Source organism: Mycobacterium sp. 1165196.3 (assembly GCF_001673415.1).
Classification (GTDB): Bacteria; Actinomycetota; Actinomycetes; order Mycobacteriales; family Mycobacteriaceae; genus Mycobacterium; species Mycobacterium europaeum_A.
In genome coordinates, this window is record NZ_LZLU01000003.1 from 18,606 (window position 1) to 34,121 (window position 15,516).

Genomic DNA, 15,516 nt, shown 5'->3' on the forward strand with positions numbered 1-15,516 from the left:
GCCACCGCGGGTGAATCGTTGGCTTTGAGTGTGCACACCGGGCGGCGACACGCCGATGATCACCGCCAGGGATTCACCCCCAAGACCCTGGATTCACACTCAACGCCGTGGACGCACACTCAACGCCGGCGCGGACGATCGCTGGCGAACCCGCGTACCACATGGGCGCGAACGAATTCCGCCGCCACGTCGGGATCATCCATGTCCAGCGTCGAGGACGGCGTGCTGAACAACGAGAATAGGATGCGCGCGAACCATTCACCGGCGGCCTCGATGTCGAGGTCCTTGCGCACCTCGCCGGTGAGCCGGGCGGCCGACAGGTAGGGGGCGAAGAACTCGACGCATTCGCGCAGCAGCACCGCGGCGTCCTTGGTCAGCAACAGGCTGATGGCGTCCTCGTCGAAGTACTTTTCCGAAGCGATGACCCGCCGCGCCTGGGTGACGAAAACCGCTGCCGAACACAGCTTGTCCTCCAGCGTGCCGCCGCGGTCCATCGCCTTGGTCATCTCGCGGTAGAACCGCTGCGACGCGTGCTCGGCGCACGCCTCGACGATCGAGGCCTTGTCGGAGAAGTATTCGTAGATCGTGCTGCGGGATACGCCGGCGTGCTTGGCGATGTCGACGATGGTCGCCTTCTGCAATCCCTGCTTGCCGAAGCACGCGAACGCCGACTCCACGATGAGCTCGCGGGTGTCAGCGGTGTGAGGCGCCTGGGTCATCGCGAAGCAGCACTTCGGGGAACCGGCCCGGCGTAGCCCGGACCGAACGCGGCATGGTCGGTCAGGAGCGCGAGCCTGGGCATGGCGATCCCCTCAGCCGGCCGGTGCGAGGATCAGGCCGCTGGTCGGCACCCCGGTTCCGGACGTGACCAGCACGTGTTCGACGTTGTCGACCTGGTTGTACGACGTGCCGCGCACCTGACGCACCCCCTCGGTGATGCCGTTCATGCCGTGGATGTACGCCTCGCCGAGCAGGCCGCCGTTGGTGTTGATCGGGAATTCTCCGCCCAGCGACAGCCGCTCGACCGTCGCGAAATCCTTGGCCTCCCCGCGCCCGCAGAACCCGAGCTCCTCGAGCTGGGCGAACACGAACGGCGTGAAATGGTCGTAGATGAAGGCGGTCTGGATGTCTTGGGGCTTGAGACCGGAGTCGCGCCAGAGCTGGCGGGCCACCACACCCATCTCCGGCAGGCCGGTGATCTCGTCGCGGTAATAGCTGGTCATCATCTCGCCGTCGCGGGCCGCGCCCTGGGCGGCCGCGGTGATGATGGCCGGCGGCTGGCGCAGGTCGCGGGCGCGTTCGGCGCTGGTGATCACCAGCGCGACGCCGCCGTCACTCTCCTGGCAGCAATCCAGCAGGCGCAGTACGGGTTCGACGATCCAGCGCGAATTCTGGTGGTCTTCCAGGGTGATCGGCCGCTGATAGAACCAGGCGTCGGGGTTGGTCGCCGCGTGCTTGCGGTCGACGACCGCGATCCTGCCGAAGTCGGAGTTGGTGACGCCGTAGGTCGACATGTAGCGCTGGGCATGCATCGCTACCCAGGCCGCGGGGGTGAGCAGCCCGAACGGCGCGTAATGCGCCATGAACAATGGGGTTTCGGCCATGCTGCGTCCGCTGCCGCCAAACCGGAAGCCGGAGCGCTCGTTGAAGGCGCGCCAGCACACCACCACGTCGGCGACCCCGGTGGCGACCGCCATCGCCGCGTGCACGACGGTGCCGGCGGCCGCGCCGCCGCCGTGGTGCACGCGCGAAAAGAAGCTCAGGTCGCCGATGCCCACGTTGCGGGCGACGTCGATCTCATCGCTGGAGTCCATGGTGAACGTGACCATGCCGTCGACGTCGTCCGGAGCCAGTCCCGCGTCGTCGAGGGCGGCGCTGACCGCCTCGCACGCCAATTGCAGCTCGCTGCGCCCGGATTCCTTGGAGAACTCCGTCTGTCCGATCCCGACGATGGCGCAGCTTCCGGGAAGGCTGCCCGGACCCGTCCGGCTCATGCGGCCACCCCGTCGAGCAGGCTGAGCACCGCCGTGCCGGACACGTGATCGCCCAGGCTGTTGGAACCCTTGAACGTCACCTCGACGAAGTTCTCGGCCGGCGGCGTCCCTTGAGGGCCTTGAGTCTTGCCGGTGACGCTGCCGGTGAACCGCAGCGGATCGTCCGGAAAGCACGGCACTCCAAGGCGGATCGACAGGTTCTTCACCATCGCTTCGGGCCCGGCCCAGTCGGTGAGGAAGCGCACGCAGTAGCCGTTGGTGGTCAGGATGTTCATGAACAGATTGGGTGAGCCCTGTTTCTTCGCGTAGTCGCGGTCGTGATGCACCGGCATGAAGTCCCGGGTGGCGATCGCGCCGGCGACGACCATCGTTGTGGTGATCGGGATTTCGAGCGGCGTGACCTCGTCACCGATCGAAATGTCTCGCCATTGCAGAGTGCGGTTGGCGGTGGTCGTCATGCGGGTCCCTCCGAATAGGTTGCGCCGAGGTGGGCCAGCTGCGTCGAAGCCGGACCGAAGAGGTCGAAATCCATGACCGCGCTTAGCCTCGCGGCCGGAATTGATGCAGCACCAGGTCGTCATCGAATGTTTGGTAGTAGATTTCGACGGGCAATCCGGGTGTCACCTCGGACGGATCGATGCCGGTCAGGTTGGAGACCAGCCGTACCCCTTCCTCGAGTTCCACCAACGCAACAACGTAGGGATAGTCGAAGAACGGAAACTTGGGTTCGTGCGGCATCACGTAGCTGTAGACGCTGCCGCGCCCCGCCGACTCGATCGCGTCCCACTCAAGCGAACGGCAGTGTGGACACATCGGGCGGGGCGGATGACGCAGCCGCCCACATCCGCCGCAGCGCTGAATCAGCAGTCGGTTATCTCGCAAGCCGTTCCAGAAGAATTCGGTGTCCGGGGTGATCACCGGCGCCAGACGGGCCACCATCAGTTCGCCGGCCTGAATCGCAGCACCCGAAACCGCTGCCGCCCCAACACTTCTCCGTGCTGGTCGGTGTAGGTGGTCAGCCAGGTCAGAAAGAAACCCGTGCCCAGCGCCGTCTTCTTCTCGTCGGAGACCGATTCGTAGACCGTCGTCGCGCTGATCTCATCGCCGAGCCGCGGGTAGCGCTCGATCTCGAACTCCGAATTGGTCGCCACCGTGCTGGTGTAACCGGCCTCGTCGAGGAATTCCGTTGGGTTGCTTTTGATCTCGATCGGGGCCCCACCCCGTTCACCGATTCCCTCCAGGATCGGCGAGGGCATCGTCCAGGTTTGAAGCATCACCGGCGGCGAAACGATGCCACCGAACCGTGATGAGGCCGCGAACTCCGGGTCGAGGTATACCGGGTTCATGTCGGCCATCGCGTACGCCCAGTGCCGGATCATCGGCTGGTTCACCGGGTCCGGTGCCAGCGAGGGTTTTCCGGTGCCACCGGTCGGCTGCCCGACGAGGGCCCGCACCTTGGCGCTAACGGTTTCTGAGTCGGTCACGTAGCAAGCCCCTCTCCCAGGACACCTGGATCCGACAGATTGCAACGATCTGTCTCGCGAGTTGTGTGTACTCTGCGCCGTCGCGTGGTGTCAATACAACATCAAAGTGCGTAAAGAGCTCGGGAATTCGGTGATTGACGGCGCCCGCTGGGGCGAGTACACCAAGTGATCAGATGACCGGAGGAAGCACATGGCCGATTCGCCCGCTCTCGTTCAGACCTATCAGCTCTACATCGACGGCGACTGGGTCGACCCGCAGGACGGTCGTTATGACGACATCTCCCCGTCCACCGAGGACGTGATCGCCACCGCGCCCGACGCCAGCGTCGCCCAGGTCGGTGACGCGATCGCCGCCGCGCGCCGCGCCTTCGACAGCGGACCCTGGCGCACCATGAGCGCCGAGCAGCGCGCCGCGTGCCTCAACCAGTTGGGCGAGGCGCTGAGCAAACACGCCGACGACTTCTTCGCGCTGTCCCAGTCGGAGTGGGGCTGCGTTTCCAACGAGCGCATCATGCAGATCGACGGCGCCGCGTTCATGTCCCTACACGCCGCGCAGCTGGCCACCCAACTGACCGACCAAGAGGTCACCGGCATGGGCGCCGGAACGACGTTATTGCGTCATGAGCCGCTGGGTGTCGTATCGGTGCTGACGCCGTGGAACTTCCCACACTGTCTCAACGTGATGAAGCTCAATCATGCTCTGGCAGCGGGCAACACCGTCGTGCTCAAGCCCTCGCCGCTGACGCCGTTGGCTGGGCTGGCGCTTGCACGGATCATCGCCGAACACACCGACATCCCGCCGGGCGTGGTCAACGTCGTCACGCCCTCCGGGGTCGAGGCGGCCAAGCTGCTGACCACCGATCCGCGGATCGACATGGTGAGCTTCACCGGCAGCTCGGCGGTCGGCCGCCAGGTCATGGCGGCCGCCGGGGACACGATGAAGCGGATCCTGCTCGAACTCGGCGGCAAGTCCGCCAGCATCGTCCTCGACGACGCGCAGGTCACCGACGAGATGCTGCAGCAGCTGCTGTTCGACTGCTGCTCGCTGCACGCCGGACAGGCCTGCATTCTGCACAGCCGGTTGCTGCTGCCCGATTCGCTGCACGACGACGTCGTCGACCGGCTCGCCGCGCTGGCCCGCGAGGTCAAGGTGGGCGATCCCACCGATCCCGAGGTGCAGATGGGTCCGCTGATCAGCGCGACGCAACGGGACCGCGTCGAGGCGCACGTCGCCGGTGCCATCGACGAAGGTGCGAAGCTGGTAACCGGCGGTGGCCGTCCGCCCGGCTTGGACATCGGCTTCTACTTCGAGCCGACGATTCTGTCCGACGTGGAGCCGAATTCGACTATCGCGCAAGAGGAAGTGTTCGGTCCGGTGCTGACGGTGCTGCGTTACCGCGACGACGACGATGCGGTCGCCATCGCGAACAACTCGCAGTACGGGCTCTCCGGGGCGGTGTGGGGCGGCGATGTCGACCGCGCCGTGGGCGTCGCGCGCCGAATCCGTACCGGACAGATTGCGGTCAACGGCTGCGGTCCGGGCGGCGCGCCGTTCGGTGGCTTCAAGCTCAGCGGGCTCGGGCGAGAGGGCGGGGGAATCGGCGGCTTACACCAGTACATGGAGCCGATGGCCATCGGCGTTCCCGCGTGACGGGTCGGCCGACGGCACGCCGGGGACCGGCGGGTCGTGACGCCCCTGCGCGAAGGCCGGCGGGCGCCCGCCCCGGTGCTTAACGCCTAACCGGCCTTTTGTAAACCGCTCGTAACATGCCAAGCTGCTCGACATGGTCATCGAGATCGCCCGCCCCAAACTCGAAGGAAACGTCGCCGTCGGCGAAGACCGCCAGATCGGCTTCGCCGAGTTCGGCGACCCGCAGGGACGCGCGATGTTCTGGCTGCACGGGACCCCGGGCGCCCGCCGGCAGATTCCCACCGAGGCCCGCCTTTACGCCCAGCACCACCGGATCCGGCTGATCGGGCTGGACCGCCCCGGCATCGGCTCGTCGACCCCCCACCGGTATCGGAACATCCGGGCGTTCGCCGACGACCTGCGCACCATCGCGGACACGCTCGGCATCGACAAGATGGCGGTCATCGGGTTGTCCGGCGGCGGTCCGTACGCGCTCGCGTCCGCCGCGGCCCTGTCGGATCGCGTGGTCACGGCCGGGATCCTCGGCGGCGTCGCGCCGTTCCTGGGCGACGAGGGCATCACCAGCGGCCTGATGAACCTGGGCAAGCGGGCCGCACCGCTGCTCAAGCTGGGCGGCGACCCGCTGCGGATCGGCGCGAGCCTGCTGGTCCGCTCGATCCGCCCGGTCGCGAACATCGCCCTGTATCTGTACGCCGCGATCTCGCCCGAAGGCGACCGGCGCCTGCTCACCCGTCCGGAGTTCGGCGCGATGTTCCTCGACGACCTGCTCAACGGCAGCCGCAAGCAGCTGGCGGCCCCGTTCAACGACATCATCCTGTTCACCCAGGACTGGGGATTCCGGCTCGACGAGGTCAAAGTCCCGGTGCGCTGGTGGCACGGCGACAGCGACCACATCGTGCCGTTCGCGCATGGTCAGCACGTGGTGTCCCTGCTGCCCGACTGCGAACTCATCGTGCTGCCCGGCGAAAGCCATCTCGGCGGGCTGGGCCGCGGCGAGGAGATCCTGTCCACCCTGACGAAGATCTGGGACGAGAAGGGCTGACCTGCCCGGCGCCGGGTAGCCTGCTGACGTGCTACTGGCGTCCCTCGATCCCTCGGCCCTGACCGCCACCGATATCGCCGACGCGGTGCGCATCGAGGGTGCGGTGCTCAGCCGCAGCGATCTCGTCGGCGCCGCCACCTCGGTGGCCGAACGGGTCGGCGGCGCGGGCCGCGTCGCCATCCTGGCCGCGCCGACCGCCGCGACGGTGCTGGCGGTCACCGGCTGCCTGATCGCCGGGGTGCCCTTCGTGCCGGTGCCCGCCGACGTCGGCGCGGCAGAGCGCCGGCACATGCTCACCGACTCCGGGGTGCAGGCCTGGCTGGGGCCGGTGCCGGACGAGTCCGAGGGGCTGCCGCACATCCCGGTGCGCCTGCACGCCCGCTCCTGGCACCGCTACTCCGAGCCGTCGCCCGACGCCACCGCGATGATCATCTACACCTCGGGGACGACCGGGCTGCCCAAGGGTGTGGTGCTGAGCCGGCGGGCGATCGCGGCCGACCTCGACGCCCTGGCGCAGGCCTGGCAGTGGACCGCCGACGACGTCCTGGTGCACGGCTTGCCGCTGTTTCACGTGCACGGCCTGGTGCTGGGGCTGCTCGGATCGCTGCGGATCGGGAATCGCTTCATCCACACCGGCAAGCCGACACCGCAGGGCTACGCGCAGGCCGCTACCGAGCACGGCGGCACGCTGTTTTTCGGGGTGCCCACCGTGTGGTCGCGGGTGGGCGCCGACGAGACGGCCGCCCGGGCGCTGCGCCCGGCGCGGCTACTGGTCTCGGGAAGCGCGCCCCTGCCGGTTCCGGTGTTCGACCGGTTGGCCGGGCTCACCGGTCATCAGCCCATCGAACGCTACGGCGCCTCGGAATCGCTGATCACGCTGTCCACCCGCGCCGACGGCGAGCGGCGCCCGGGCTGGGTGGGGCTGCCGCTGTCCGGTGTGCGGACCCGGGTGGTCGACGACGAGGGCGCGCTGGTGCCGCACGACGGGGAGACCGTCGGCAAGCTGCACGTGCGCGGGCCGATGATGTTCGACGGCTACCTCAACCAGCCGGACGCCACCGCCGAGGCGTTCGACGCCGACGGCTGGTATCGCACCGGCGACGTCGCGGTGATCGACGCCGAGGGGATGCACCGCATCGTCGGGCGCGAGTCGGTAGACCTGATCAAATCCGGCGGCTACCGCATCGGCGCGGGCGAGATCGAGACGGTGCTGCTCGGGCATCCGGGTGTCGCCGAGGCGGCGGTCGTCGGGATGCCCGACGCGGATCTCGGTCAGCGCATCGTCGCGTTCGTCGTCGGGTCTGCCCCGGGCGATGAACTGATCGACTATGTCGCGCAAGAGCTTTCGGTGCACAAACGCCCGCGTGAGGTCCGCATCGTGGACGCGCTGCCGCGCAACGCCATGGGCAAGGTCCTCAAAAAGCGGCTGCTGACCGACGGCTGAGCGGCCGCTCAGCCGGCTGGGCGCCCGGTCCGCCGGGCACAAAGACACGCAGCAAGTTGCCAGCTTCAGCGCCGAGCGTCGTCGCGAAGCGTCACCTACCGTCGTATCCGTGTATCGATGCAACCGGACAATGCGCGGCCACCGTGGGTGAGCCCACCCGGTCCGTGGTCCCCGCCGCCGCGCCTACCACCATGCGCCGGATCGCGGCCGCCTGCCTGGTGGGCTCGGCGATCGAGTTCTACGACTTTCTGATCTACGGCACCGCGGCGGCACTGGTGTTTCCCACGGTGTTCTTCCCGGGCCTGGGCTCGACGGTGGCCACCATCGCCTCGATGGCGACGTTCGCGACGGCGTTCCTGTCTCGCCCGCTGGGTGCGGCCGTCTTCGGATACTTCGGCGACCGGCTGGGCCGGAAGAAGACGTTGGTGGCCACCCTGCTGATCATGGGCGCCTCGACCGTCAGCGTGGGCCTGGTGCCCAGCACGGCGTCGATCGGGATCGCCGCGCCCCTGATCCTCGTCGTCCTGCGGCTGTTCCAGGGGTTCGCCGTCGGCGGCGAATGGGCCGGGTCCGTCCTGCTCAGCGCCGAATACGCGCCCGCCGGCAAGCGCGGCTGGTACGGCATGTTCACCTCGCTCGGCGGTGGGACGGCGGGAATACTGGCCAGCCTGACGTTCCTGGCCGTCAGCCTCACCATGGGCGAGAGCAGCCCCGCCTTCATGCAGTGGGGATGGCGGGTGCCGTTCCTGATCAGCAGCGCGCTGATCGGCATCGCCCTCTATGTGCGGCTCAACATCGACGAAACCCCGCTGTTCGTGGAGGAGAAGGCCCGCAACCTGGTGCCCAAAGCGCCGCTGGCCGAGCTGATTCGGTTGCAGCGGCGTGAGATCGTGCTCGTCGCCGGCAGCTTCCTGGGCGGCATGGGGTTGGTCTACCTGGGCAACACCTTCCTGGTCATGTACGCCCACTCGCAGTTGGGCTACTCGCGCAGCTTCATCTGGGGCGTCGGCGCGCTGGCCGGGCTGACGAGCATCGCGTTCGTGTCGTTCGGGGCATGGCTGTCCGATCGAGTCGGGCGCCGCCGGGTGATGCTGTGTGGCTTGGCGGCGTGTCTGCCGTGGTCGTTCGTGGTGATCCCGCTGATGGACACCGGCAATCCCGTCATGTACGCGGTCGCGGTGCTGGGCATGTTCGCCTGCGCGGCGGTGGCCAACGGCCCCACCGGCGCCTTCGTTCCCGAACTGTTCGCCACGCGCTACCGGTACAGCGGCGCGGCCGTGGCGATGAACCTGGCCGGCCTCCTCGGCGCCGCCGTGCCGCCGCTGCTGGCGGGCAGCCTGCTGGCCACCTACGGCAGCTGGGCGATCGGGCTCATGATGGCGACCCTCGTCGTGGCCAGTTTCGTGTCCGTCTACCTGCTGCCCGAAACCAAGGGGACTACGCTTCGCGCCCCGACCGTCGAGAAGGTCCCCGTCGATCTGTAGGGGCCGCGCGTCAGTTGGCGTGCAAGTCCTCGTTGAGGGCGATGCCCTGGCCGCCGCGGGCCACCACTTCGACCGCCCCGCTCACCGAATTGCGGCGGAACAACAGGTTGTTGCCGCCGGAGAACTCCAGGGCCTTCGTTGTTTTGCCTTCGGGCGTAACGACTTTGGTGCCCGCGGTGACATACAGGCCCGCCTCGACGACGCAGTCGTCGCCCAGCGAGATGCCCAGGCCCGCGTTGGCGCCCAGCAGGCATCGCTTGCCGATCGAAATCACCTCGGTGCCACCGCCGGAGAGCGTGCCCATGATCGAGGCCCCGCCCCCGATGTCGGAGCCGTCGCCCACCACCACGCCCGCGGAGATGCGTCCCTCCACCATCGAGGCCCCCAGCGTGCCGGCGTTGTAGTTGACGAAGCCCTCGTGCATCACCGTGGTGCCCGGCGCCAGATGGGCGCCGAGGCGCACCCGGTCGGCGTCGGCGATGCGCACCCCGGCCGGCAGCACGTAGTCGACCATCCGCGGGAACTTGTCGACGCCGTAGACCGTCACCGGTCCGTGGCGGCGTAGCCGGGCCCGGACCGCCTCGAATCCCTCGACGGCGCACGGCCCGCGATTAGTCCACACCACATTGGTCAATACCCCGAAGAAGCCGCCGGCGTTCAGTCCGTGCGGCGCCACCAGCCGGTGCGAGAGCAGATGCAATCGCAGGTAGGCGTCGTAGGCGTCGGCGGCCACGTCGTCCAGCGAGCCGATGACCGTGCGTACGGCAACGGTCTCGGTGCCGCGGTCGTCGTCGCGTCCGATCAGCGCGGTCAGCTCCGGGGGAATGTCGGACAGCGCCAGCCGCGACGTCGCGCTGGTGCCCGAATCGGTCAGTTCCGGTGCGGGAAACCACGTGTCGAGGATCGATCCGTCGGCGGCCAGCGTTGCCAGGCCTATCCCTTCGGCGCCTGCTGCTCTTGTCACGGCGGTCAGGTTACTTCGTGGGCCGCGCCCCGATCCGCCCGCCCCGCGGGGCGCCCGCCGCCGCGACGGCTTCCGGTATTGAAAGTCCCACCCGGGCAAGGCAATTAATAACCGTCGGTGCAACGCGGGCGTTCGCGGCGGTCAGCCCCGCCGGTCCCCGCAGGTCAGCGGCGTGAATTTCGCCGTTTCGGGTACGTAGCTTCCGGGGTCCGCGGGTCGATTCCCGGCCTTGTCGCGGGGCTTGTTGTCGCCGGTCCATAGCGGCCGCCTGATTGCCGGAGGAGAAAAACATGTCCTTTGTCACCACACGGCCCGAGGCGCTGCTCGCCGCGGCGAGCACCCTCGAAGGGCTCGGCTCGTCGATGGCCGCCCAGGATGCCGCGGCTGCGGCGCCTACCACCAGCATCGCTCCCGCGGCCGCCGACGAAGTGTCCGCGTTGCAGGCCGCGCAATTCTCGGCCTACGGCGCCTGGTACCAGCAAGTCAGCGCCCAGGCCAGGGCGATTCACCAGACGCTGGTCAACAACCTGGACAGCAACGCCGACTCCTATGGGACGACGGAATCCGCCAACCAGGTCAGCACCAGCGCCGCGGCGCTGCAGCAGTTTGCACCGGCCGCCGCGGCCGCCGACCCGCCGCCCGGGGACGCCGCCCTCGGCACCGAGATCGAATGGGGTCAAAACGTCGGCGCCGCCGCATCCGACTTCATCACCTTGGGCGAGGGACAATTCGCGCCCGTCCCCGGCGCGTCCGGGATCCCGAACTTGACCGGCGACGTCGGCACGGCAACCGCGGCGAGCGCGCCCGCCCCCGCCGGTCCCACGGGCATGGCTGCGGCGCCGGTGCTGGCGAGCGCCGGCCAAGGGCCCTCGATCGGCGCCTTATCGGTGCCACCCAGTTGGGCGGCAACCGGTGTCCCGGTGGCCAATCCGACCGCGGCGACGCTGACCGGCGCGGGTTTCACCAGCGCCGCGCCCCAGAGCACGTCAGTGACCACCGTTCCGGGCGGCGTGCCGTCGATGGCCACCTCCGGGCGCGGGGGCTACGGCCTGGGCGCCCCCCGCTACGGCGTCAAGCCCACCGTGCTGCCCACGCCGACCGTCTAGCACCCACCTAACTGAGAACAGGAGCACCGCAATGACTTTCGATTTCGGGGCACTCCCCCCAGAGGTCAACTCCCTGCGCATGTACACCGGCGCTGGGGCCGGGCCGATGATGGCCGCCGCGGCGGCGTTCAGCAGCCTCGCCGACGAACTGAGCACGACCGCCGCGGCCAGCCAGGCGGCGATCGCCAATCTCACCGGCGACGAGTGGATGGGCCCGTCGTCGATCGCAATGGTCACCGCCGCCCAGCCGTATGTGCAGTGGATGCACGCCACCGCCGGCCAGCTGCAGCAGGCCGCGGCCCAGGCCATGGCATCGGCGGCCGCCTACGAGGCGGCGTTCGCGATGACCGTGCCGCCGCCGCTGGTCGCCGCCAACCGGGCACAGCTGGCGGCCCTGGTCGCGACCAACGTCCTGGGGCAGAACACCGCGGCCATCGCGGCCACCGAGGCGCAGTACGGCGAGATGTGGGCCCAGGACGCCGCCGCGATGTATGCCTACGCCGCGTCGTCCGCCGCCGCGGCCCGGCTGAGCCCGTTGACCGAGCCGGCACCCACGAACAGCCCGGGCGGCCTGGGCGTGCAGACCGCGGCCACGGCCGCGCAGACGAGCGGGTTGCGCGGGGTCGTCTCCAACGTGCCCGACGCGGTGCAGTCGTTCGCCGCGCCGGCCGCATTGCCGGGCGCGGGCGCGGCCGGGAGCGCGCTGGACAGCGTGCTCGGCGACCCGGTCGTGTCCAACGTCGGCAACGCGGGTTTCGACGTGGTGTCCTGGAACGTGTTCAACACCATCGTGTCCAACATCCTCTACAACCACACCCTCGACGCGGCGGCGTCCGGCAGCGTGGCCGGCAGTGTGGGCGGTGCGGTCGGCAGCGGCGCCTTGGTGAGTGCGGCGGCCCCGGCCGGTGCTGCGGGCGTGGGTGCCGCACCGGTGCTGGCCAGCATGGGCGCGGCGAACCCGGTCGGCGGATTGTCGACCCCCGCCGCGTGGTCGGCGGCCACGCCACGAATCCCGGCCGAGACCGTCGCGGGCACGGGCTGGACCGCACCGGCCGAAGAGGCGCACACGGCGTGGGCGTCCGGCATGCCTGCCGTCGCCTCGGCGGGGCGGGGCGGTTACGGGATGGGGCCGCGCTACGGCGTCAAACCCAAGGTGATGCCCACGCGGTTGCTCGTCTAGCGCACGCGGTGTTCGGCGCCGTTCGCCATGAGCGGCGACGGATTATCGTTAGACCGTGCTGGACTTACGCGGAGACCCGGTCGCGCTGACCGCGGCGCTGGTCGACATCCCCAGCGAATCGCGGGACGAAGCCCGGCTGGCCGACGAGGTCGAGGCCGCGCTGCGAGCCCAGACGTCCGGGTTCGAGATCGTCCGCAACGGCAACGCCGTGCTGGCCCGCACCCACCATCAGCGGCCGTCGCGGGTACTGCTGGCCGGGCACCTCGACACCGTGCCGGTGGCCGCGAACCTGCCCAGCCGCCGGGAGGGCGGCGACCTGTACGGCTGCGGCACGGCGGACATGAAGTCCGGCGACGCGGTCTTCCTGCATCTCGCCGCCACCGTGGCCGACCCGGTGCACGATCTCACCCTGGTGATGTACGACTGCGAGGAAATCGAGGCCGCCGCAAACGGATTGGGCCGCATCGAACGCGAGCTGCCGGATTGGCTGTCCGCCGATGTGGCCATCCTGGGCGAGCCCACCGGCGGTTTCATCGAAGCCGGCTGCCAGGGCACCCTGCGCGTGGTGGTCAGCGCCACCGGAACCCGCGCCCATTCGGCGCGATCCTGGTTGGGAGACAACGCGATTCACAAGCTGGGCGCCGTGCTGGAACGGCTGGCCGCATACCAGGCCCGCAGCGTCGACATCGACGGCTGCGTCTACCGCGAGGGCCTGTCGGCCGTCCGCATCGACGGTGGTGTGGCGGGCAACGTCATCCCCGACGCGGCCGCGGTGACCGTCAATTTCCGGTTCGCCCCGGACCGGTCGCTGCCCGACGCACTGCAACACGTGCACGACGTGCTCGCCGGGCTGGACGTGCACATCGAACAGACCGACGCGGCGGCCGGCGCGCTGCCCGGGCTGTCCCAACCCGCCGCCAAGGCGTTGGTCGAGGCGGCCGGCGGCAACGTCCGGGCCAAGTACGGCTGGACCGACGTGGCGCGGTTCGCCGCACTGGGCATACCGGCGGTCAACTTCGGGCCCGGCGATCCCAACCTGGCGCACAAGCGTGACGAGCGGGTCGCGGTCGCCGACATCACCGCCGCGGTCGACGTGCTGCGCGCCTACCTGAGCGGCTAGGCGTTCCCGCCCCCGCATCGCTGCGCCTGCGCGGCGGCGTCGGCGGCGGCCGCGTGCATGCCGATCGACGTCAACTCGTCCGACACCGCCCGCAGCCCCCCGCCATCGCCGGCGGCCAGCGCGCGGGCGTGTGCCAGTGCCAGTCTGCCTGCGACACAGTCGATCTCGCCGCAGAGCCGGCCCAGGGGGTCGGCGGCCCGGACGTCGCCCAGCCGCACGGCCTCGTGCCAGACCCGCAACGCCACCCCCCGCTGCCCACCGCGTTCGGCCATCCGGGCGGCGTCGCGCGCGGCGGCCACCGCGCCGTGGGCGTCCCGCACCAGGGCCAGCCGCCACGCCCGCGCCACGCCGAGCTCGGGCGCGAACAACGCGGATTTGGTGCCGTGCCGGGATTCGGCCCTGCTCAACGCTTTCGCCGCCGCGGCGGTGTCGCCCTGCTGGGCCAGCGCGGTGGCCAGCAGCGTCAGCGAAAACGGCCCCCACGAATAACCGGTGCGCTCCAGGGTGGCGGCAGCCGGAGTCAATAACGCTGCTGCGGAGGCGAATTCGCCACCGGCCAGCAGCACATGCGCCAGCAGCACCTCGCCGATCGCGCGGCCCGGCTGTTGCAGCTCGGCGAAGTCGGTGAACTGCTGTGCGAGCAGGCGGGCCTGGTCGGGCCGGCCGGCCATCAGCAGCGCGGTGGTCTGTCCCAGCCCGATCGTGAAGCGCAGCAGCCCAGGGTGTTCGGCACCCAGCGCGCGCTGCGCCAGGGGCTCGACGTCGTCGAACCGGCCCTCACGCGCCGCGCACAACGCGGCCGCGCTGGCCGCCCAGGCCACCGCCTGGTCATCGGCCGACGGCGATGCGAGGACGTCGCCGGCCACCTTCACGGCGTGACCGACATTGCCGGCGTTCATCGCGAACGTCGCGCTGAGCGCGTCCAGGGTGGTGCGCGGGCCGGTATCGGTGACCCGATTGCGCACCGTCCGCAGGAACGCGGTGGCGCGCTCGGGTTCGCTCAGCATCCAGAACTGGTTCGCCGCCCGCAGCAGCGCCCAATCCATCAGCGCCGCTTCGGTCAGTGCGCTGGAGTCGACGTCGGCCAGCACCGAATCGGCCTCGCGACCACGGCCCTGCCATGCCAGGGCGTGGGCCAGCGCGAGCCGCGCCGCCAACCCGCCGGACCGCTGCAGGGCCGACCGGGCCAGTCGCTCGCCCAGCGCCAGGTCGCCCAGCCGCAGCGCCTGCTGTGCGGCGGCGGCGACGTCGGCGACCCGCGGGGGAGTGGCACTGTCCAGCGCCAGCGACACCAGCCGCAACCGGTCGCTGAGGTGCTCCGACGGCCGCTGGGACAGCAGCTCGACCACGTCGGTGCGTCGCTGTCGCGCGTCGTCGGGATCGAGCAGCGCCCGCGTCCGCTCGGCGAACAGCGGGTGGGCGGTGTAGACGACCGGGTCGTCGGAGGAGCCGCCGCGCTCGCGGGTCTCCGCCGCGCCCCACGCCACCGCGTCGGCCACCGCGCCGTCACCGGCGAGCTCGGTCAGATTGGTGACCGAGAGCGGCTCGGCGACGGCGAGGTACTCCAGCACCGACCGCGCCGCGGCGGGCAGCTCGGCGAGGAAGGTATCGATCTGCGCCGGGGCGCTCGCCCCGCCCGGCGGCTCGATGTCGAGCCGGGTGAGCAGGTCGTCACCCCACAGCGCCGCGATCGCCTCGGGAGCGGAGTCGGCGCGGGCGGTGACGATGAGCCGTCCGGCGCCGTCGCGCGCCAGCTGGTAGACCAGGGTGGCCGACAGCACGTCCAGGTGTTGGGCGTCGTCGACGACGAGCAGCAGGTCGTCACCGCCCAGCGATGCCCGGGCGGCCCGCAGCAGCGCGGCGGGCTTGCCGAGGTCGGTGATCTCCACCAGGTGGCTGAACGCCCCGAACGGGACCGCGCGTTCGGTGGGGGTGCCGGTGACCCAGCGGATGAGCGTGCTGGGATTGCGCTCGGCAAAACGCTCGGCGGCCACCCGGGCGAGGGTGGATTTGCCGACGCCGTCGGGCCCCACCACCACCGCTCCGC

General features: G+C 70.0%; 14 protein-coding genes. 7 read left to right on the forward strand and 7 right to left on the reverse strand.

The features are described 5' to 3' along the window. Window positions 1-119: 119 nt before the first annotated feature. The 5 genes from A5659_RS00225 to A5659_RS00245 form a co-directional block, all read right to left on the reverse strand. Window positions 120-719: a TetR/AcrR family transcriptional regulator gene (locus tag A5659_RS00225; RefSeq protein ID WP_067178733.1), complete on the reverse strand. Its 600-nt coding sequence runs from the start codon at window positions 717-719 to the stop codon at window positions 120-122. A 93-nt stretch (window positions 720-812) separates the two neighbouring features. Beyond that, window positions 813-1,994: a lipid-transfer protein gene (locus A5659_RS00230; RefSeq protein ID WP_067178735.1), complete on the reverse strand. Its 1,182-nt coding sequence runs from the start codon at window positions 1,992-1,994 to the stop codon at window positions 813-815. Further along, complete coding sequence (locus A5659_RS00235; protein WP_067178737.1) at window positions 1,991-2,452, reverse strand: MaoC family dehydratase; 462 nt, start codon at window positions 2,450-2,452, stop codon at window positions 1,991-1,993. The genes A5659_RS00230 and A5659_RS00235 overlap by 4 nt, the downstream gene beginning before the upstream one ends. Before the next feature lie 82 nt (window positions 2,453-2,534). Next, the gene (locus tag A5659_RS00240) at window positions 2,535-2,933 is read right to left on the reverse strand and encodes a Zn-ribbon domain-containing OB-fold protein (RefSeq protein ID WP_067178739.1); all 399 of its coding nucleotides are present in this window, start codon (window positions 2,931-2,933) and stop codon (window positions 2,535-2,537) included. Next, on the reverse strand, window positions 2,933-3,478 hold the full coding sequence (locus A5659_RS00245) for a MaoC family dehydratase N-terminal domain-containing protein (protein ID WP_067178741.1): 546 nt from the start codon (window positions 3,476-3,478) through the stop codon (window positions 2,933-2,935). The genes A5659_RS00240 and A5659_RS00245 overlap by 1 nt, the downstream gene beginning before the upstream one ends. 190 nt (window positions 3,479-3,668) lie before the next feature. Between A5659_RS00245 and A5659_RS00250 the strand changes: the two genes are divergently transcribed. From A5659_RS00250 to A5659_RS00265, 4 genes are all read left to right on the forward strand, one after another. Continuing rightward, on the forward strand, window positions 3,669-5,129 hold the full coding sequence (locus tag A5659_RS00250) for an aldehyde dehydrogenase family protein (RefSeq protein ID WP_067178742.1): 1,461 nt from the start codon (window positions 3,669-3,671) through the stop codon (window positions 5,127-5,129). A gap of 133 nt (window positions 5,130-5,262) precedes the next feature. Then, a complete protein-coding gene (locus A5659_RS00255) occupies window positions 5,263-6,171 on the forward strand; it encodes an alpha/beta fold hydrolase (RefSeq protein WP_066871216.1) in 909 nt (302 codons plus the stop codon). A gap of 28 nt (window positions 6,172-6,199) precedes the next feature. Next, window positions 6,200-7,615, forward strand: a complete 1,416-nt coding sequence (locus tag A5659_RS00260) for an acyl-CoA synthetase (RefSeq protein ID WP_067178743.1) — start codon at window positions 6,200-6,202, stop codon at window positions 7,613-7,615. Window positions 7,616-7,806: 191 nt separating this feature from the next. After that, window positions 7,807-9,099, forward strand: a complete 1,293-nt coding sequence (locus A5659_RS00265; RefSeq protein ID WP_066878558.1) for an MFS transporter — start codon at window positions 7,807-7,809, stop codon at window positions 9,097-9,099. A gap of 10 nt (window positions 9,100-9,109) precedes the next feature. Here A5659_RS00265 and dapD read toward each other — a convergent pair whose 3' ends face one another. Beyond that, window positions 9,110-10,063, reverse strand: coding sequence for a 2,3,4,5-tetrahydropyridine-2,6-dicarboxylate N-succinyltransferase (gene dapD, locus A5659_RS00270; protein WP_067178745.1), 954 nt, complete (start codon window positions 10,061-10,063; stop codon window positions 9,110-9,112). Window positions 10,064-10,353: 290 nt separating this feature from the next. Here dapD and A5659_RS28870 point away from each other — a divergent pair, with 290 nt between their 5' ends. The 3 genes from A5659_RS28870 to dapE are packed head-to-tail and all read left to right on the forward strand — an operon-like array spanning window position 10,354 to window position 13,469. Beyond that, on the forward strand, window positions 10,354-11,169 hold the full coding sequence (locus A5659_RS28870; protein WP_067178747.1) for a PE domain-containing protein: 816 nt from the start codon (window positions 10,354-10,356) through the stop codon (window positions 11,167-11,169). Window positions 11,170-11,200: 31 nt separating this feature from the next. Next, a complete protein-coding gene (locus tag A5659_RS00280) occupies window positions 11,201-12,349 on the forward strand; it encodes a PPE family protein (RefSeq protein WP_067178750.1) in 1,149 nt (382 codons plus the stop codon). 55 nt (window positions 12,350-12,404) lie between these two features. After that, window positions 12,405-13,469 (forward strand): succinyl-diaminopimelate desuccinylase, encoded by a 1,065-nt coding sequence (dapE, locus tag A5659_RS00285; RefSeq protein WP_067178752.1) that lies wholly within the window; start codon window positions 12,405-12,407, stop codon window positions 13,467-13,469. Here dapE and A5659_RS00290 read toward each other — a convergent pair. Beyond that, window positions 13,466-15,516 (reverse strand): AAA family ATPase (locus A5659_RS00290; protein ID WP_197497858.1); only part of this gene is annotated, 2,051 nt, incomplete at its 5' end. The genes dapE and A5659_RS00290 overlap by 4 nt on opposite strands.

Coding starts and splice junctions, on each gene's coding strand:
- A5659_RS00225 (WP_067178733.1), bottom strand. CDS start 719: ATGACCCAGGCGCCTCACACCGCTGACACCCGCGAGCTCATCGTGGAG.
- A5659_RS00235 (WP_067178737.1), bottom strand. CDS start 2,452: ATGACGACCACCGCCAACCGCACTCTGCAATGGCGAGACATTTCGATC.
- A5659_RS00255 (WP_066871216.1), top strand. CDS start 5,263: ATGGTCATCGAGATCGCCCGCCCCAAACTCGAAGGAAACGTCGCCGTC.
- A5659_RS00265 (WP_066878558.1), top strand. CDS start 7,807: ATGCGCCGGATCGCGGCCGCCTGCCTGGTGGGCTCGGCGATCGAGTTC.
- A5659_RS00240 (WP_067178739.1), bottom strand. CDS start 2,933: ATGGTGGCCCGTCTGGCGCCGGTGATCACCCCGGACACCGAATTCTTC.
- A5659_RS00230 (WP_067178735.1), bottom strand. CDS start 1,994: ATGAGCCGGACGGGTCCGGGCAGCCTTCCCGGAAGCTGCGCCATCGTC.
- A5659_RS00250 (WP_067178742.1), top strand. CDS start 3,669: ATGGCCGATTCGCCCGCTCTCGTTCAGACCTATCAGCTCTACATCGAC.
- A5659_RS28870 (WP_067178747.1), top strand. CDS start 10,354: ATGTCCTTTGTCACCACACGGCCCGAGGCGCTGCTCGCCGCGGCGAGC.
- A5659_RS00280 (WP_067178750.1), top strand. CDS start 11,201: ATGACTTTCGATTTCGGGGCACTCCCCCCAGAGGTCAACTCCCTGCGC.